General features: G+C 43.7%; 15 protein-coding genes. 10 read left to right on the top strand and 5 right to left on the bottom strand.

Going from position 1 to position 18,634, the window contains the following annotated elements:
- The first annotated feature begins 99 nt into the window (after window positions 1–99).
- Genes PN466_RS05125 through PN466_RS05110 form a run of 4 tightly spaced genes read left to right on the top strand, consistent with a single transcriptional unit; the run spans window position 100 to window position 2,886 of the window.
- Window positions 100–858: a sigma-70 family RNA polymerase sigma factor gene (locus PN466_RS05125; protein WP_271937501.1), complete on the top strand. Its 759-nt coding sequence runs from the start codon at window positions 100–102 to the stop codon at window positions 856–858.
- A complete protein-coding gene (locus tag PN466_RS05120) occupies window positions 845–1,747 on the top strand; it encodes a DUF1822 family protein (protein ID WP_271937500.1) in 903 nt (300 codons plus the stop codon). Before PN466_RS05125 ends, PN466_RS05120 begins: the two co-directional genes overlap by 14 nt.
- A complete protein-coding gene (locus PN466_RS05115) occupies window positions 1,732–1,938 on the top strand; it encodes a hypothetical protein (RefSeq protein ID WP_271937498.1) in 207 nt (68 codons plus the stop codon). Before PN466_RS05120 ends, PN466_RS05115 begins: the two co-directional genes overlap by 16 nt.
- A gap of 3 nt (window positions 1,939–1,941) precedes the next feature.
- A complete protein-coding gene (locus tag PN466_RS05110) occupies window positions 1,942–2,886 on the top strand; it encodes an ABC transporter ATP-binding protein (RefSeq protein ID WP_271937496.1) in 945 nt (314 codons plus the stop codon).
- Window positions 2,887–2,915: 29 nt separating this feature from the next.
- Here the strand turns inward: PN466_RS05110 and PN466_RS05105 are convergent, their stop codons facing one another.
- Window positions 2,916–3,680 (bottom strand): pentapeptide repeat-containing protein, encoded by a 765-nt coding sequence (locus PN466_RS05105; RefSeq protein ID WP_271937495.1) that lies wholly within the window; start codon window positions 3,678–3,680, stop codon window positions 2,916–2,918.
- 233 nt (window positions 3,681–3,913) lie between these two features.
- Here PN466_RS05105 and PN466_RS05100 point away from each other — a divergent pair, with 233 nt between their 5' ends.
- From PN466_RS05100 to PN466_RS26200, 4 genes are all read left to right on the top strand, one after another.
- On the top strand, window positions 3,914–5,386 hold the full coding sequence (locus tag PN466_RS05100) for a WD40 repeat domain-containing protein (protein ID WP_271937494.1): 1,473 nt from the start codon (window positions 3,914–3,916) through the stop codon (window positions 5,384–5,386).
- A gap of 42 nt (window positions 5,387–5,428) precedes the next feature.
- A complete protein-coding gene (locus tag PN466_RS05095) occupies window positions 5,429–7,063 on the top strand; it encodes a serine protease (RefSeq protein ID WP_271937492.1) in 1,635 nt (544 codons plus the stop codon).
- Between the two features lie 107 nt (window positions 7,064–7,170).
- Window positions 7,171–9,333: a DNA helicase RecQ gene (recQ, locus tag PN466_RS05090; RefSeq protein WP_271937490.1), complete on the top strand. Its 2,163-nt coding sequence runs from the start codon at window positions 7,171–7,173 to the stop codon at window positions 9,331–9,333.
- A 7-nt stretch (window positions 9,334–9,340) separates the two neighbouring features.
- A complete protein-coding gene (locus PN466_RS26200) occupies window positions 9,341–9,454 on the top strand; it encodes an element excision factor XisI family protein (protein WP_390889970.1) in 114 nt (37 codons plus the stop codon).
- Between the two features lie 384 nt (window positions 9,455–9,838).
- On the opposite strand, the gene PN466_RS05085 is transcribed toward PN466_RS26200, so the two are convergent.
- Window positions 9,839–11,398: a phospholipase D-like domain-containing protein gene (locus tag PN466_RS05085; protein WP_271937488.1), complete on the bottom strand. Its 1,560-nt coding sequence runs from the start codon at window positions 11,396–11,398 to the stop codon at window positions 9,839–9,841.
- Window positions 11,395–14,775, bottom strand: coding sequence for a serine/threonine-protein kinase (locus PN466_RS05080; RefSeq protein ID WP_271937486.1), 3,381 nt, complete (start codon window positions 14,773–14,775; stop codon window positions 11,395–11,397). Before PN466_RS05080 ends, PN466_RS05085 begins: the two co-directional genes overlap by 4 nt.
- Window positions 14,776–15,129: 354 nt before the next feature.
- Between PN466_RS05080 and PN466_RS05075 the strand changes: the two genes are divergently transcribed.
- Window positions 15,130–15,687, top strand: a complete 558-nt coding sequence (locus tag PN466_RS05075) for a hypothetical protein (RefSeq protein ID WP_271937484.1) — start codon at window positions 15,130–15,132, stop codon at window positions 15,685–15,687.
- A gap of 200 nt (window positions 15,688–15,887) precedes the next feature.
- Here PN466_RS05075 and PN466_RS05070 read toward each other — a convergent pair whose 3' ends face one another.
- Together PN466_RS05070 and PN466_RS05065 are read right to left on the bottom strand one after the other, a co-directional pair.
- Window positions 15,888–16,340: a Crp/Fnr family transcriptional regulator gene (locus PN466_RS05070; protein ID WP_271937482.1), complete on the bottom strand. Its 453-nt coding sequence runs from the start codon at window positions 16,338–16,340 to the stop codon at window positions 15,888–15,890.
- A gap of 81 nt (window positions 16,341–16,421) precedes the next feature.
- Entirely contained in the window at window positions 16,422–17,171 is a 750-nt protein-coding gene (locus tag PN466_RS05065; RefSeq protein WP_271937481.1) for a class I SAM-dependent methyltransferase, read from the bottom strand.
- A gap of 163 nt (window positions 17,172–17,334) precedes the next feature.
- On the opposite strand from PN466_RS05065, the gene serS reads away from it, so the two are divergent.
- Window positions 17,335–18,615 (top strand): serine--tRNA ligase, encoded by a 1,281-nt coding sequence (gene serS / locus PN466_RS05060; RefSeq protein ID WP_271937479.1) that lies wholly within the window; start codon window positions 17,335–17,337, stop codon window positions 18,613–18,615.
- The last annotated feature ends 19 nt before the right edge of the window (window positions 18,616–18,634 follow it).

Here is an 18,634-nt window from a genome sequence, read left to right as displayed (position 1 = left end):
TAATTGTAACAAAACGTAATATTGAGCCATAGAAATGTAAATTTTTGTAAAGTCTGCATAAAAACCGCCCGAAAAAACTGAGAACCCTATAGAGGTGTCATGCAGCACCTTATCCTTAGAGGTTCTCTCATTAGTACGGAAGGCATGGCAGAGTTACCAGACTTAACAGAGTTAGACCAAACGTTGAAACCCTTGGCGATCGCCGCCAAACAACATCCTCCTGGAAGCCTGTACCGGAAGCAGCTTTTGGAACAACTAATCCGGACTCTGATCGACTCCAATCAACTAGCCAGACCCAGGCGTAATCAATTTAAGAACCACTATGCAGAGATTTATGCAGAAGCTAAACAGCAACTGTTTTACCATCTTTGCCACCGGATTGATGATTACGATCCGGATAAAGGTGAAGTCTTGCAATGGGCAAACTATCTCTTAGAAAAACGATTTTTCATTGAAGCTTCTCGTTGGGTTTTGCAAAGCATTCCTAGGGGCGTGCAAAGACTCAGCATTGATGACTTAGAAAAACAGTTTAATCAAGCCGAAAATCCCGTCACTTTAGAACAAATCTATCCAGAACGAATGCCCTTAGTCTCGGAACAGGTGATTGCATCGATTCGTGTCGATCCAGACGGACTCTTTCAGAAGACGCACGTGATGGGAAAACCCTCTGCTAATTTTCAATTTTTAGCCCTGAGAATAATTGAAGGTTACTCCTGGCAAGAAACGGCCGATCAATTGGGAATTCCCCTAGCAACGCTAAATCGGTTTTATCATCGGTGTTTAGCTAAGTTTTCTGACCAAATTCAAACCTACATTTTGTCCCAACCTATCCCCAACTCAAACGATGATGAAAACTAATCCTACGATCGCAATTCCCTTAACCCTGACTGCCCATGAACAGGCATCCATATGCTCCCAAAATCAAGCCGATCCCCGTAAGGCGAAACAGGTCTATCTGAATACGTTAGCAATTCAGGCAGTGAAAACTTACTTACAATGGTTTGATCTCGCTCCTAATTGGGAAGCCTCTGACAGTAGTAACCTGATTTTACAATCACTTTCTAATAGTGCTGACTTATGGATTGAGGGCAAAGGTCGGGTCGAATGTCGTCCCGTTTTACCGGGAGAATCTCGGTGTGTTATTCCTCCAGATACTTGGGGCGAGCGCCTAGCCTATATTGCCATTCAACTCAACTCAGACCTCACGGAAGCTACACTTATCGGATATCTACCTCATGTCTATTACTCAGAAGTCCCATTAACTGAATTTTATCCCCTGGATACCCTTTTGGAACACTTGCATCCTGTAATGCTCACCCAATGGTTAGATAATATTGTTGAATCCGGTTGGCGCACTTGGAGGGAATTATGCTCAACCTCTGAACCCCAATTCGCGTTAAATTTTAGAAGTCCCAGTGCTACCGCTTCTGCGCCTACCCTCTGTGAACGGGGAAAAAAGCTACAATTAGACCCCAAAGGTAAGCCAATCGGATTATTCATGGGTATTCATCCGATGGCAAATGAAGAATTTGATATTTCTGTTCAAGTCTATCCCCTGGGAAGCCAATCCCATTTACCCTCAGACCTGCAACTGTCCATTCTAGACGATCAAGATGAGGTCGTCATGCAAGCCTCTTCTCGAAGGACGAAATCTATGCAACTCGATTTTAGCGCTGAACGTGGCGATCGCTTTTCAGTCAAGGTTGCCCTTGGGGATATTAGTCTGACTGAATGGTTTATGATTTAGATCGAGTGCTAGACCCTGGAAAAAGTAATGGGCGATCAGGAATGGGGGTAATGGGAGGTAGTCAGTCCAAAACAGTGGGACGTTTAGGAAAAGGTTTAACGATGCTTTTCCCATTACCCATTACCGATTGCCTTTCTGCCGCGCGTGTCATGTTGGCGAATCGGAAAGTGCTGTATTACCTCGTGAGTTGACCTATGACTGAAGAAACCACTTGTGTGATTGAAACCTGGGATTTGAGTAAGGTTTACCGGACGGGGTTTTGGTTAAACCAGAAAATTCAATCCCTCAAATCTTGCTCTCTGAAGGTGTATCCTGGCGAAACTTTTGGTTTGCTCGGCCCCAATGGTGCAGGCAAAACGACACTACTGAAGACATTACTGGGAATTGTACAGCCTAGTTCTGGACGAGGCGTTCTGTTGGGTCGTCCGTTAGGCGATCGCAACATCAAGCAACGGATCGGCTATTTGCCTGAAAACGCCTACTATTACGATTATCTCACGGGTTGGGAATTTTTGCACTTCACCGCTGGTTTATTTCAAATCCCCACAACAGTTACTCGCTCCCGTATCCCCGAACTCTTAGAGCAAGTTGGATTAGATATTAAAACGGCAAAAAATAAACAACTGCGCCAATATTCCAAGGGAATGAAACAGCGCATTGGGTTTGCCCAAGCCTTAATCAACGATCCAGAAGTCGTCTTTCTCGATGAACCCATGTCCGGGTTAGATCCCATCGGCCGCTATCAGATTCGTGAAATTATTTTATCCCTGAAAAAACAAGGCAAAACCCTGTTCTTTAACTCCCATATTTTATCGGATGTGGAACAGGTGTGCGATCGCATCGCCATTTTATCTCAAGGTGACTTAATTTGTTGTGGTTCATTAGATGAATTATTAGGTCACGCGCAATCCTACCAAGCACGAGGCAAAGGAGGATCGTTAGAAGTCATTAAGCGCTGGATTCCCAATCTCTCTTTCGATCGCGGCTGTTGGACAGGTGAAGTTCAAGGCAATCCCTATGATTTTATTGCCAGTTTGCGGTTAATGGATGCTGAATTACTGGAATTAAAGTTAGCACGTCAATCCTTAGAAGAGTTTTTCCAATCAAAAATTGGAGCGCTACGCGCTGGTAATGGGTAATACAATTTATAGTATAATCCCCCCTTTACTTAATCTAGAAACAAAGCCCCTAAATTCTTAAAATCAAAGCGCAAAGGTATGGGAATACCTTTGGTGTGATTAAACTCTGTATGAGTTAGAATCGCACCTTTCCAGGTAACATCCTGGACATTGGAACGGGTGAAATCGGCCTCGCGTAAATTGGCATCACTTAAATCAGCGCGGTAAAGATTGGCCTTAGAAAGATTAGCTCGACACAGCAGAGATTCACTTAAAAAGGCTCGCTCTAAGTCAGCTTGAAATAACTCGGCTGCGGTTAAATTTGCCTGATTTAAGAACGCTTGAGTTAAATCCACAGCCACCAAGTTAGCATGAGAAAAATCAACTTGATTCAAGAATGCACCCATTAAATTACTCTCAAACAAATTAGCATGGGATAAATTAGCTTGAGTAAAAAAAGATTGACTTAAATCACTTCGTCTTAACATCCCATAACTCAAATTCACCCGTCTGAGATTAGCTTGATTGAGTAATGATCCACTCAAATTAGCATGACTTAAATCTGAATCACTTAAATTAATTCCACTCAGACATGCATGGCGAACCATCGCTCCTTTTAAATCAGCTTTACTCAAAAATGCCCCACTTAAATTAACTTCTTCTAAATGGGTTCCACTCCAATTAATGCCATTAAAATTCCCTTCTTTTAAGGTTGCTCCCCTGAGATCCGGTACAATTTCAGGATGACTCTTGCGCCAAGCATTCCAAGTGTCTATTCCTTCATGAAGTAAAGCGAAATGTTCTTGATTGGCCATAACAGGGATGACAGATGAACTAAGGAGTAGATGGATTTTCTTGCAGGTGTACTTTCCTACGGATTGTGAGAAGGTCAGGTTGTATAGGAACCTAAAGGCTTGCCAGATGAGAGGTCTTTATTTTAAATGAGAGGAGGTTGGTTTTTGAATCTCATTTCTCAAGGGTGGGGTTTATGGGCCCCGAATGTAAGATTTAACTGTTTGTCCTGTTGCCGATCGCTGAGGGAGGGTCTGTGACCAATTGTCCTGTTTGTGGTACAGAGTATATTGAAGGAACCACGAAACTCTGTAAAACCTGTGGTTGGGATTTAACTCCAGAGTCTATTCCCGACCAAGTACTACAAGTCCTCCTGCAACGAGAACGCCTACGTTTAGCCTGGGCTAAAGGGGTTTGGGCTAGGGCTAGGGAATTAGCCTCGCGAGTGAGGTTACAGTCAAAACTGGGGGAAGTACAGTCTCAGTTAGAGTTAGCCACCCAAGAGCGATCGCTACTTCAAAGTCAACTGTCTCAAGTATATTCTCAAATAGAAGAAATTAGTCCAGCCCAACTCCAGGCGTTGTTAGTCAATCAGACGGATGGGGGAGAAACGCTGATGGAGTTGCAGCAAACTCAAACCCGGTTGCAACAGGAACTGAGCCAAACTCAAGAGTTACTGGAATTAGCCCAATCTCAAATTGGCTCAGATGGGTTAGATTTAATCATTGGAGCACTACAAGATCCATCTATTGCCGTTAAGCGAGTAGCTTATTTATTACTCAAACGTAGTGGATCGGTGAAGGCCCGGCAAGCTATAGAAGCCTTTAAGCTAGAGAGTTATCAGCTTTTTTCTTGCGTGTATACTGGGGAACATGACGGGCCGGTTCGGGCGATCGCCGTTTCTAGTGATGGCCAATGGGTGGCAAGTGGCAGTAATGACCAAACAATTAAAGTTTGGCATGGGGAAACGGGAGAACTGGCTAGAACTCTGATGGGCCATAGTGGTTCAGTCTTATCCATAGCCATTTCTGCGGATGGAGAAATTTTAGCGAGTGGCAGTAGCGATCGCTCGATTAAGGTCTGGAATCTAAAAACAGGGGAATTGATGAGTACTCTGGCGGGCTATTCTGGAGAAGTGTGGACGGTAGCCATTACTCCCGACAATCAAATTGTGGCCGGAGGCAGTGAGGATAAGACGATTAAGCTGTGGAATTGGAAAACGGGAGAGTTAACCAGCACATTAGCAGGCTATGCCGGAGGAGTTCGTTCGATTGCTATCAGTCGCCAAGGGGATAAAATTAGCGGGGGAAGTAACGATCAAACGATTAAGTTGTGGAATTTAGACCGCAAAGAGTTACTCTATACGTTAACTGGCCATAGCGATCGCGTCCGATCGGTTGCCATTAGTCCAGATGGTCAACGGTTAGCCAGTGGAAGTAGCGACCAGACCATTCGCTTATGGAATTTGGAAACCGGAGAAGTGGAACAAGTGCTTTCAGAGCATACAGCGGCTGTAACTTCGGCGATCATTACAGCAGATAACAAGGTTCTCGCCAGTGCCAGTGATGATTGTACAGTAAAGTTATGGGATTTGCAGACAGGCAACTTATTGCAAACCTTTACCGATCACCTGAATTATGTGGTTGGGGTAGCCATCAGTGCCAACGGTGACACCATGGCCACGGGAAGTTTCGATCATACCGTGAAAATTTGGCGAGTGGTGGCTTAAAAGAGGAGAATAGTTGCCGATTGAAATGAGGGAAGAACCATAATGATTCAACAAAAGGGGCGGGGTTTAATAAAAATCTGGGCAATGCTGTTAAGTTTTGGCATGGTTTTAAATCCTCAATTGGCTTGGGGACAAGAGTTACAGGAGTTGTTTCGCCAAGCAGAAGAAGCACGGAAGGCGGGAAATTTTCAAGCGGCTGAGGAGATTTGGCGACAGGTTATTGAACAAGACCCGAATAATGCACCTGCTTACTTGGGGCTGGGGAATCGTTTGCGAGATCAGAATAAACTAGAAGAGGCGATCGCGGCTTATGAGAAGGCGATCGAGGTCGATCCGAATTATGCTTTTGCCTATGTGGGGTTGGGGAACGCCCTACGTTCAGACGATCAGTTGGAAGCGGCTAAAACTCAATATGAACAAGCCATTGAGCTAAATCCAAATTTGCCTGGGGTGTATTGGAATTTGGGCAATGTGTTGACTGAATTGGGGGATTTAGAGCCGGCGATCGCTCAATTTCGGATTGCCCTGAAACTGAAGCCGGATTCTGTGCCGGTTTATAATGATTTGGGCGATGTATTGCTGAAATTGGGCAATGTGGAAGAGGCGATCGCCATTTATAATGAGGCCATTAACCTGGGATCGCGCTATCCGTCCACTTATGTGGGATTAGGGAATGCTCTGCAAGAAAATAATCAGCAAGAGCAGGCGATCGAAGCCTATAAAAGTGCGATACAACTTGATGATTTTGAGATCTCTGCCTATTTTGCCTTGGGCGATATTTATTATCAACAGGAAGATTGGCAGCAAGCGGTGGAAGTCTACCAAGTCGGCGTTAAGCTACAAGAAGATTATCGCGTGTATATGGCTTTGGGCTATGCTTGGCAACAGTTGGGGAAATTGCCAGAGGCGATCGCAGCCTATGAAAACGCCATCAACCAAGACCCAAATGGGGTGCAGGCCCACTACAATCTGCTCGAATCCCAACGGTTATTGGCTCTAGAAGAGACCTCTAACGCTTCAGAGGATGAAAATGAGGTTTCAGAGAACCCAGAAACCTTGTCGCCTTTAGCCCCTATTGCTCGGATTATCACCCCCATTGCTAATGGCGTGAATATTGGCACGGGTTGGGTCGTGCAACGGACGGAGGATCGGGCCTTGGTAGTCGCCAGTCGGGAGGCGATAGCCCATGCTTCTTCCTTAGAAAACGACCAGATTCAAGTAGAATTTTTCCAACCTTCAGAAGCCGAACTTCTACCCCGCTACAGCGCCAAACTCATGCATATTACCCCAGAAGAAGCTGCCACGAATTTAGTCGTTTTAGAAGTGGCCGGAATTCCGGAAACGATTCAACCCTTAGAGATCAGTACCGAATTAGGCGATCGCGACGTAGAATTAATTGGCCATCCCTTCAATGCTGACCCTTGGCAAACGGTTAGTGGCAGTTTAGATACCGATGCTCAACCCCTTGAAATTGAGGCAAATTTAACCCAAGGATATGCAGGTAGCCCCATTTTCAATCAAGATCGACAAGTCGTCGCTATCTTAGGCAATGTGGGAGAGAGTCGCACAGAACACGAAACTCTGTTTACTCCAGCCATCAGTGAAACCGGAGTTGTTTATCCCATGGACTTAATTAAGGAACAACTTGAAGCCTGGGGAGTTTGGGAAACTGAGTAATACAGGGTAAAGGGAGTAAGAAAGCTCAGATGACTAAAGGGCGATCGCCCTGCCTCCTTCGCTCTGGTTAAGCTAAAATCAGATTGATCGCCTCTACCCTGTTGATTATGGCTCCAGTCTCCACCTTAGAGGAAACCCTCAAGCACTATTTTGGTTACGATCAGTTTCGTCCGGGCCAAAAGGACATTATTGAAACGACGCTGCAAAACCAGGATGTATTAGTGATTATGCCCACAGGAGGGGGAAAATCCCTCTGTTTTCAACTTCCCGCTCTCTTGCACTCTGGGATAACGTTGGTGGTTTCTCCCCTCATTGCTCTGATGCAAGACCAGGTGGATGCGTTGCAGGATAATGGGATTGGGGCTACGTTTCTTAATAGTACCTTGAGCGCTGAAGAAGTGCGATCGCGACAAACGGCCATCCTCAACGGTAAAATCAAGCTCCTGTACATCGCGCCCGAACGCCTGATGGCCGAGTGGTTTCAGCCCTTTCTGGATAGCATACAGGAAACGGTCGGTATCTCTGCATTTAGCGTCGATGAAGCCCATTGTGTCTCCGAATGGGGTCATGATTTTCGCCCCGAATATCGGCAAATGGCCCAGTTTCGGCGCTGGTATCCCCAAGTGCCTATTATTGCCCTCACTGCTACGGCAACTGACCGGGTGCGTCGAGATATTGTCCAACAACTCCATCTTCAGCATCCCTATGTGCATATAGCCAGTTTTAACCGTCCCAATCTTTTCTATGAGGTGCGGACGAAAACACGCCAAAGTTACGCTGAACTGTTTCAAATGATTCAGTCTGGGGGGTCAGGAATTGTTTATTGTCTCAGCCGTCGTCAGGTGAATGAGTTGGCCCAACGTCTGCAAAAGGACGGAGTTTCAGCCCTTCCCTACCATGCAGGATTAGAAGATTCGGTGCGTCAAAATAACCAAAACCGGTTTATTCGGGATGATGTGCAAATTATGGTGGCCACGGTTGCTTTTGGTATGGGAATTAATAAACCCGATGTGCGATTTGTCGTGCATTACGATATTCCTCGCAGTTTAGAAAGTTACTACCAAGAAGCAGGACGCGCGGGACGAGATGGGGAAGCCGCTCGGTGTTTAATGTTTTTGAGTTATGGGGATGTGAAGCGAGTTGACTGGATTATTGAGCAGAAGAGTGATGAAAATGAACAGCGTATCGCCCGTCAACAGTTACGCCAGGTGATTGATTATGCTGATGCGACGGATTGTCGTCGGTCAATTATTTTACGATATTTTGGCGAACATTTAGAGGGGAATTGCCAAGGTTGTGATAATTGTTTGAACCCCAAACCCACGCAAGATTGGACAGTTGAGGCGATGAAATTCCTCTCTTGTGTCGCTCGATGTAAAGAGCGCTTTGGCATGACCTATATTATTGATATACTCAGGGGTTCCATGAGTGAGAAAGTGTTACGCAATGGTCATGACAAACTCTCGACCCATGGTATCGGAAAAGACCGGAGTAAGGATGAATGGCGATTGTTGGGGCGATCGCTCCTCAATCAAGGTCTTCTCAGTCAAACTACAGATGGTTACAGTATCCTTAAGCTTAATCCCCAAAGTTGGGCAGTTATGCGTCGTCAACGGGAAGTTTTAATTGCCATTCCCCCGAAACGCAAGCAAGAACAAAAGGTTTCGTCTTTAGCCAGAGAAGCCGAGTTATTATTCCAAAACCTCAGAAAACTCCGCAAACAAGTAGCCGATGAACAAGGTGTTCCCCCCTATGTGATCTTTGCTGATTCAACCCTTATGCAAATGGCCCAACGTCGTCCCCAAAGCCTCACTGCCTTATCCCAAGTTTCTGGAGTCGGCAGTTATAAATTACGGCAATATGGGGAACGCTTTCTAGGAGAAATTTGCCAATACTGTCAGGAACAGGGATTAGTAGAATTTACAGAACCTGCGCCTCCTCCTCCCAGTAGTAATGAACCTTCAGAAACTCAAAAGGTAACCTTAGAACTTCATCAGGAAGGCTTCAGTATTAAGGAAATTGCCGATCGCCGAGAATTACGAACAACAACTATTATTAAGCATTTATCAGACTTAATTGAATTAAATCAACCCGTAGATTTAGACACCTTGGTCGAACCCGAAAGACAAGAGAAGATTATCAAAGTGCTAGAAAAGCGCGGCGCAGTCTCTTTAACCTTGCTTAAAGAAGCCTTGGGAGAGTCCTATACTTATGATGAAATTCGCTTAGTGCGTGGCAAATGGCAACAAGGAATAGGGAATAGGGAATAGGGCAGAAGTGTTGAGACTTGACATAAAACAGTTTCTCGATTGCGGTATTCCCCATCATGACATTGTTCTGGGCTTTCACTCTCCCGTCAAGCGACCCGATACAGGGTTTGCCCTAGGATAGAGTGCCATATCAATCATCTTCTCTAATTCAGAAAATCCGGCTTGAAAAAGTGGGTAACTGGAATTTATTCAAATACGGTTTACCGTCAATCGCAATCGTGTCGTTCTCATTTTGCCAATTTGAGAACACTATATATCTCTTGTTGAGATACAGCACTTTGCGCTGTTATGAAACACAAGTTTGAATCCTCAAAGCTATGTACCACAACCCTATTCCCTATTCCCCAGCGCAAAGCGCTGTATATAGCGTTCTCGTTCTACACCCAGAAGTTTTTCTGCGGTAATGTCCAGATACAATGCAATCTTCTTACTCAGGAGTTAAGCAACTTTGGGAGTCAGTATCGCGGGAGTCAGTGCTATGGTTGCGATCGCTCCACTTTTGTTTTCATGAATTAGTGAACCGTCTGAGCAAATTATCGAATAACTCATCGATTTTCTGACAATCAGAAACTAATGTCCCACGCTCATCACGAAATGTGCGATCTCGTTCGCCCTTGAATGATAGCCAATTAAAACTGGTGGTAACCGCAAAATTAGTATCTGAGATAAGGATCTTAGCATGGGTATCTCCCAAGCGTTTAAGTGTGAAGCATGTAGAGTATCGGTTTGCTAATTTTTGTAGAGCTTTTTCAACCTTAATATCTTGTGAATAACGATTTTCGTCTTTCTCTCCCAAACCATATCCAATAAAAACTTGGACTCCTCGTTTCAGTAGATTCTCAAACTCCTGAAGAAACCATCGGTTGACTGAATTAGCCCGAATCCACGGAGAAATAATCATTAAACGTTCCTGAGTGTCTTTCAAAGCCTCTTCTAGTAGAGGACGATGATCGTACATTTCTAGCAAACGTATAGGACAAGAAGAAATAACAAAATCTAGTTGAGCTTTAAGTTCTGCTATCCTTTCATCCTTTTCGTGCAATTCTTGACGTAATTCATCTTTTTCATTGACATCATCTATCCGATCTAGCTGCTCCTGTGTAGATTTTATCTCAGATTCTATTTGAGAGGTAACTAAAGCTACTTCCTCAGCTACATTATCTAGATCGACTAAATTCTCCAAATGATTATTTACAAAGTCGTTTCCTAAAATCTCTTTTGCAAGTTTGAGAGGCTCATTTTCCTGCAAAGCATCAAGAATCTGGCTTCTAATTTTCTTGGCTCCATTTGAACGAGCGAAGGTAGCCTCATGCTCGCTCGATAGGATGTCATCAACAATAAATGCGACTTGAATTTCATCACTATCTTTTGCCTTGTAAATAAGTGCAGTAGATGGCTGGAAAAATCTTTGCCTACGCTCAATTGCCTTTAATGCTAATACATCTAACTCATTTTGATTCTTAGGGTTCCGACTTTTGCTATTCCCAAGAATTTCACGAATAATTTTGTCAATATCCTTAATACTCAAGTCAGATAATTCTGGAGGACGCTTAGGTGAGGGTTCAATTTCCACGACACCTTCGTCTCTTAAATTTCTTGGCTTTAGTAACATCTTCTCAGATTGTCCGTACCAACGCGGAGTTCGCAGAAGTCCATCAAAGTTAATATCGAAAGTTCGTTCCTCTGGAACAATAATTTTGGCTTCTCCTAAAGTCCTCTCACCCTTCTTAGTCAATTTCCATATTTGAATCGGTGAAGCATCGGGAGCAATTAAATCTATATCTTCACTCAGTCTAAGATTTACCATTGCCTCCCTCGTTGTTGAGAGTTCCAAACCTAAAAATCCTGCGATTTCCTCCTCAGACGACAACCCAGCATCAATCGATCTTAGAACAAACTCCTCAATTGGCGGAATAGGTTTGCGAATCTGAGTGAGAACATCAACGGTAATTTTATAAACAGGCAAACCGACTTCTTGGCAACTAACTAAGTCAAAGCCAGGACGGTTATCATAGCGACGTAGATCCTCAGAAGAGATAGAAATAAACTCTGATTCCCGGTTCATAAGCTCGTCTCCACGCAAATGCAGTCTTCTGGATTTTGTTCGATGTAGTGCAAAACGTCATGTAGAGGACTATGATTCAACGATCGACAAAACTGATGATCGCCTACAATTAAAAGACCAACTCGCCCTCTGGATAAGGCAACATTCAACCTAGCTTCATCGCGTAAGAAGCCGATTTTTCCATCTTTGTTGGAGCGAGTAATAGAATAAATGAGGATATCAGCTTCACGTCCCTGAAAAGCATCAACGGTATTGCACTCAATTGCTAATGCCTGCAAGCCAGTTTGTTTTGCATCTAACCTACGCTTCAGCAATTTCAACTGTGCCGCATAACCACTTAAAACTGCTACTTTATAGTTCCTCTGGGCTTCCATAGCTGCTTGATTTAGTTGCTTCAACCATTGAAAGATGACAGTCACTTCACAGGAATTATTAAAGCTAGAATCAGCACTTTGCTTGCGACTATTAGGAAGCTTTGATGTCGTTAACCACGTAACAGGTTTTGGTAAAACTATACTTAAAACTTTATCGATTTCAGGGCCGCTACTTTCTAGTTTACCATCATAGAAACAGGTGCTAATGAGTTTACCAATTGGTTCTACCATGCGATGTTGAGTAGCCAGCAGTTTCTGGCATTCATCCGGTAAGATTCTTAAAAGGCGATCGAACAAAGTTTCCTTAACATTGTCTGGAGTCAATTCGTATTGCTCAAGAAAACCAGTGTTTCGGCTGGCTTCATCCTGAAAGGGTGGAAGTTGTTTTGGATCTCCTACTAACAGCCACTTTTTAGAACGCGACATTGGTACTAAGACTTCTGTCGCAGTTGCTTTGGAAGCCTCATCTACAATACAAAGGTCGAATTCAGAATTGTTAATTGCCCTTGAAATGCCGATACAAGTTCCAGCAACAAGTTGCGATCGCTTAATTAATGGATCGTTAAATCGTTCATTACGACCAAATTGATCGAACCATTCTGTTTGCAGGTTTATAAGTTGCTGAAGTAATTTAGCGTTGGGTGCATTTGGGTCAATCAAATTATTGCTCTGATGCTCTAGATCTACACTGGTCAATTTTAATAACTCATTAGCTTTGAGTTTAGTTATTCCCTGAAGACGCTTGACTTTTTGCTTTTGTTCATCTCGTAAAGATTTTGCCTTTTTCTGTAATTCTTTGATTTCTTCGTTTAATTGGCTAAACTCTTGTTCTTGTGCCGCTAATAGTCTTCGTTTTTGTTTTCCTTTGAAACTTACTAAATCAGGGTGATTTTCTCCTTTTTCTTGCTTTCGACGCTGTAGTTCCACCCTCAAGTTTTCTATCTCTAGCACAATATTTTTGAGTTCCTGGAATAAGATTGCTTTCTCCAAATGTTTTTGAGATATTCCATGATTTACCGACCAAGCAGCTAGAAAATCTTGACTTTTGGCTAGTGCCTCCTCGCGCCATTTCTCCATTTGCTCCTCTAAAAGTAATGAGTGAACACCTTCTGAAACTCTTTCTGGACTGCCAATTCGGATGAGTTTCAAGTTGGGATTCTTAGCTTGAATCCGTTCTAATACATTATCTAGCGCAACATGAGTCTGAGAGCTAAGTAAAATTCGTGCTTCAGGATTTTGTTGCAGTGTTTGTAGAATAACTTCCGTGATAAAAGTTGTTTTTCCCGTACCTGGTGGTCCCTGTACCAACAAAAAGTCTTGCATTGAGAGAGCAGATCTCACGACTTCCTGCTGTGATGCGTTCAAATCTTGGATAAACTGAACTTCAGACTCTAAAGTAGGAACTTTAATTTCATCAGGGTTGATTAATAGATTTCGCAAATCAGAACGAATAGCGCGATCGTATCGAATGGCATCTAAAGCACTTTTCTGTCGATTAATCGCAATTTCAGCCAATCGAGTATCGAAAGAAAGTTCACCCTGTTGAGGTAGTCGATCGGTTTGTCCGTATCTAACATATAGATGTAATTCATCACTTTCTACCTCTATAACATCTCCACCCAAAAGGCTGAACCCCTTAGAGTTTTTGACATGACGGGACTGCCCAACAATATCATCTTCAGGCAATTCTGCTAATTGAAAAATCACTCGATTACGATCAGTTTTGAAGGTAAGATATTTAAGAGATTTCTCCCTCTGCTCTTCCCAATCAGTCTTGGCTCGCAAAATATCCCACCAAACTTGAAATACCTTCTGTTTGTCTTTCTCAATAACCTGCTCTTTGATATTAGACTCATGCTCAACAACTGCATCTTGTAGCTCCTGAATAATCTCTACAGCTTCATATGAATAGGTTGGAGTGCCAAACTTAAGTTGATATGGCAAACTCCATGCTAGATCTCGTCTCTGTTCCAGTTGAGAATGAGGTGTATCCCAAGCATTAAAGATAACTAGATGGTTTTTCTCTCTATCATCTACCTTTACATGATATCGATAAGAGCTACCGTAAACTTCGTAGTGATCTCCCTCAGAGTTACTATCATTATTTTTGAATTTATACGGTCGTATTCCACAATTTACTTCACCATTGAGATCGTCAAGAATAATCTTATGGATTTCATTTGCAGAATAAATACTTAGCATATCTTGCATTCTATTTAAACACTTTGAAGTTAATTTTAAGTAGCAAGATTGAACCTTAAATTGCTGAGTTCGAGATCGTTTTTGCTGAATAGCGTCTATTTCTGCTAACAAGACTTCTGCATTTGGTTGCCGTTCAGCAGGATCGGTTGCAATAGACCGTTCAATAATTTCAATAATCTCAGGTGGTGCATCAAGATCAGCGATCGCCGTTTGAATACTAGCGTAGTCAACAAGGTCAATATTTGTCAGGCATTTTAGTGCAACCACCCCAAAACTAAATATATCACGGCTATACTGATAAGAACCATCATCCTCTTCTGGTGGTGTGAAGGGACGAGAAACAAATTCTCGCAATGTGACAGTCGGTTGGAAATAACTTCTAAGTTTCGAGATGCCAAAATCAGCTAACTTTATTCTGCCATCTTGCCCGACGAGAATATTGCTGGGTTTGAGATCTCGATGAACGCATTGACGCTCATGTGCAAATGCAAGGGCTGTAAGTATTGGACGAGCAAGCCTTTCCCAGTAAGAGTCCCATCCCTCTAATGGAGACTCTTTAAGAAGTCCTTCTAAATTGTTCTCCATCCATTCCAAAACAAGGAATTGTTCTTTGGTTTCTTTATCTTGCCCTGAGTCAAGAAGTTCAATAATGCTAAGGTGTTTGAGTTCTGCAAGAATTTGCTTTTCTCGTCTGAACGATTCTGATTGAACTCCTCGCTCAATTTGCCCATGTTTAAAGACTTTGACTGCTACTTGCTGACCCTCTTTTTGGTAGTCAATGGCCTTATATACGTCTGCCATTCCACCTGAACGGGGGTTAGGCAGTAGTAGGTAGCGATCGTTAATAATGCGAGGCATATTTGCGTGTTTAACTGGTTAAGTTAAGTCTTCCTCCGATCTTAGCCCAGCCCTGCATTGCTGGGGAGATTTTCCTGTGAATAGGTGATAACATTACCACTAGCAGAGGGTAGTTCAATATCTGTTTCCCTGGCGTTACAGACTTAAGCGAGAGCAGAACTGGGTGATTTTAGGGAGATCGCCACCCTCATCTATCCTACCCCTCTTCAGAATCCCACCGAGATCTAAAAGCAACTTACCAATGGGCGATCGGTAATGGTAGATTAAACCCATACTCTCTAACCATGAGGAGAAAAAATGAAACTTCGCAACCTACTCATTGGTGCTGGTGTCGCCGCCGTCGGTGGAATTGGCACAAAAATGGCCGTTGATTATTTTCGCAACCGAGGTAAAGAGGAACCTGTAGCAGGAAACCTCAATGATGATGCAGCCGCAGAAGCCGCAGAACAAGCAGCCGTAGCCCAAATGGCCTCTTACTCGTCTGGCGACCCAGTAATTCAGTATGTGAGTGTAGAACCAGAGTCTGTACAAGGCTTTTTAGATGCGAGTTTTGGTGCTCCTGGGCGCTATGTGCCTACCCGTGCCCCGAAAATCTTTGACTACCAAGACACCCAGTATATGGTGATTTGGGCTTACGATAACGACAAAGAAAAGAATCAAATGTTGGCGTTTGTCTATACCGATGCCGGGCGGCAAATGGTCGCTAGTGTAGGGTATACCGCAGATGCAACAGACTATAACATTAACCTGCAAGAAACTCCCATGGCAGTCGAAGTTAATGGCGAGCCAATCACTTCCGGTCAAGGTGAAACCGGTGGCACGGATGAAGTGGATTTAATCCTCGCAGGTTCTTAAAATATAATGTAAGGCATAAGATGTTCAGAAACCCGGCTTCTTGAAGTATCCCTTCGCCAACATCGAAAACGTCTTTATGGGTAGGTTCGGTTGAGGAATGAAACCCAACCTACCGAAAAATGACAAAGGTATTATTGAAGAAGCAGGGTTTTGCCAATAAACCGATATCAATTAACCATTCAACTTAATCATTAACTTAATTATTGATTAGATTTCTGTGCTTGAAACTCAGATAACGCTTGATTCATCTGATTTACCCGCCTACACAAAATGCGGATAATATAAACGGCTACCCCTGGCGAAACTTCGATCGCCTCATACAATTGCTGCTGAGTTAACAAAAGTATCTCACATTCGTCAACTGCACGGACAGAAGCGGAGAGGGGCGCAGCATTGAAAATTGACATCTCGCCGAAAAAATCGCCCTTACCCAGTTGGGCTAACACTGCATGATCCTTAACAACTTCAACTTTCCCCGATAAAAGAATATACAGTAATCCCCCCTTTCGCCCTTCATCAAGAATCAAATGACCGGCAGGATACCATAATTCCAGTAAAGCAGCATTGAGATGTTCCAAAATTTCCTCATTCTCAATTTCCTGGAAAATGGGAACTTGCCGAACAATTGCCAAACGTTCATTGAGATCTAGCATAGAAACTTACCTTTGGTTGTTTTGAAAGGATCGATCTCGGTCGTCACAGACCGACTGATCTACAGTGACAGAAAAAATGACTCAAAAATTAGAGAGCTTGCGACCAACAATGGCTAGGTAGTCTAAGGAACGGTTATCCATATACCCTCGATGTCGGTAGGTTTGGATCTCAACTATCTCAAAGATGTTGGGATGGTTGACCCAGGAATTTTGCTGGTGAAATCCTGCTTCACTCTCATCTTCCCAGAAATACTGAGCGACATTAAAAGCGACCCATCCCTGGGGAGTAATCTGATTAAAGATGAAACTGAATTCTTCTCCAATGTGACCTGGGGCAATGGCTGAACAACACATTAAGCAGTTGAAGTCTCGATTCGTAAATGTATTCCTACTCCCTTGATGCAAAAGATTAAACTCTCCCACATAGTAATTTTCATAAATACCAGGGTACTGACGTTGAGCTGCTTCTGCCGCTTCGGGAATTCGATCAATTCCTACAATAGATTTCACCCCTAAGTTCGCTAAAGTTTGGCCCACTAGGCCGGTTCCTGCTCCCATATCTAGCACTACCATATCTTCAATTTTACCGCCAGCTTGGGTAAATTGTTTCACCAGTAAAGAACTAAGGACGATATGGGATTGGTAGTCTAACTGATTCATCACATATTCGTAGAGAAAGTTGATTTTATAGATTTCAGAGTAGTTGTGTAGCCGAATTTTTCGCTTTTGTCCATTCTGGATTAACCAGAAAAACTCTTCATGAATGGTTAGGTCGCGGACACTTTCCACCTCTGGTAATTCTATTTCAAAATCCACGTTCTCAATGTCCATTGTTCGTGTGTGTAATAGTATAAAAGATTGGTTCGTCGGTCTTGATTAGCTATAGATAACCAGGCGATCGCCGATTCCAGACTCCGATCGCCTAACTTACCACTCGACTGAGCAGATGATATTCTGATCGGTGTAGGGTCAGCTTTATTTACAGGACAAACCGGTGCTGGACATTAAACAAATCCGAGATAATCCACAACAAGTTCAAGCCAAACTGAACAGTCGAGGGCTAGATTATGACCTCCAGACTATTTTAAACCTCGATCGCCAACAACGAGACCTAGAAACGCAACGCAGCCAACTGCAAGCGAAAAGTAACGAGATTGGCAAACAGGTGGGGCAACAGATCAAATCGGGGACTTCACCCCAATCTCCGGAAATTCAGGCGCTGAAGGAGGAAGGAAACCAAGTTAAGGCCGAACTTGCCCAACTTGAACCCCAAGAAAAAGACTTGAAAGCCCAAGTAGCCGAGTTACTCTTGCCCTTACCCAATCTTCCTGATGATTCTACCCCAGTGGGTAAGAGCGAGGAAGACAATGTGGAAGTGCGGCGCTGGGGGGATGAATATTTACCCCAGACTCCGAATATTCTCCCTCACTGGGAAATTGGGGAACAATTGGGCATCTTGAATTTTGAGCGTTCTGTGCGGATTGCCCAAAGTCGCTTTGTGACGTTAATGGGGGCTGGAGCAGCTTTAGAGCGGGCGTTAATTTCGTTTATGCTCGATCGCCATATTCAGGCCGGTTATACAGAAATTATGCCCCCCTTCCTGATTAATAGCGACTCTCTCACCGCTTCTGGGCAATTACCAAAATTCGCCGAAGAGAGCTTTAAGTGTGAAAAAGACGATCTGTGGCTCACTCCCACCGCAGAAGTCCCTATTACTAGCCTCTATCGGGATGAAATCCTTAATGCAGATGAGCTACCCCTCTATCATTGTGCCTTTACCCCCTGTTTCCGTCGGGAAGCGGGAAGCTATGGACGGGATACGCGAGGCTTAATTCGGCTGCACCAGTTTAATAAGGTAGAGATGTTTAAGTTTGTGCGTCCGGAAACCTCAGCCGAGGAGTTAGAAGCCCTGGTACAGCAGGCAGAGTCAGTTCTGCAAGCTTTGAAACTGCCCTATCGGGCGATCGCCTTATGTACCGGAGATTTAGGCTTTTCCGCCGTGAAAACCTATGATTTAGAGGTCTGGTTGCCCTCATCTGGCAAATATCGGGAAATTTCCAGTTGTTCCAACTGTGGTGATTTTCAGGCACGACGCGGTAATATTCGGTTCCGTGAGGCGAAGAAAAAAGGAACCCAATATCTCCATACTTTAAATGGATCGGGGCTGGCGATCGGGCGCACGATGGCGGCTATCTTAGAGAATTATCAACAACCCAACGGTACGGTGACGGTTCCGGAAGTCCTGCAACCCTATTTAGGACGGGAAGTTTTGTAGGGAATTACCGCCTACAATA

This window comes from Roseofilum reptotaenium CS-1145, from assembly GCF_028330985.1.
Taxonomy (GTDB): Bacteria; Cyanobacteriota; Cyanobacteriia; order Cyanobacteriales; family Desertifilaceae; genus Roseofilum; species Roseofilum reptotaenium.
This window is presented reverse-complemented; position numbering and strand designations above follow the sequence as displayed.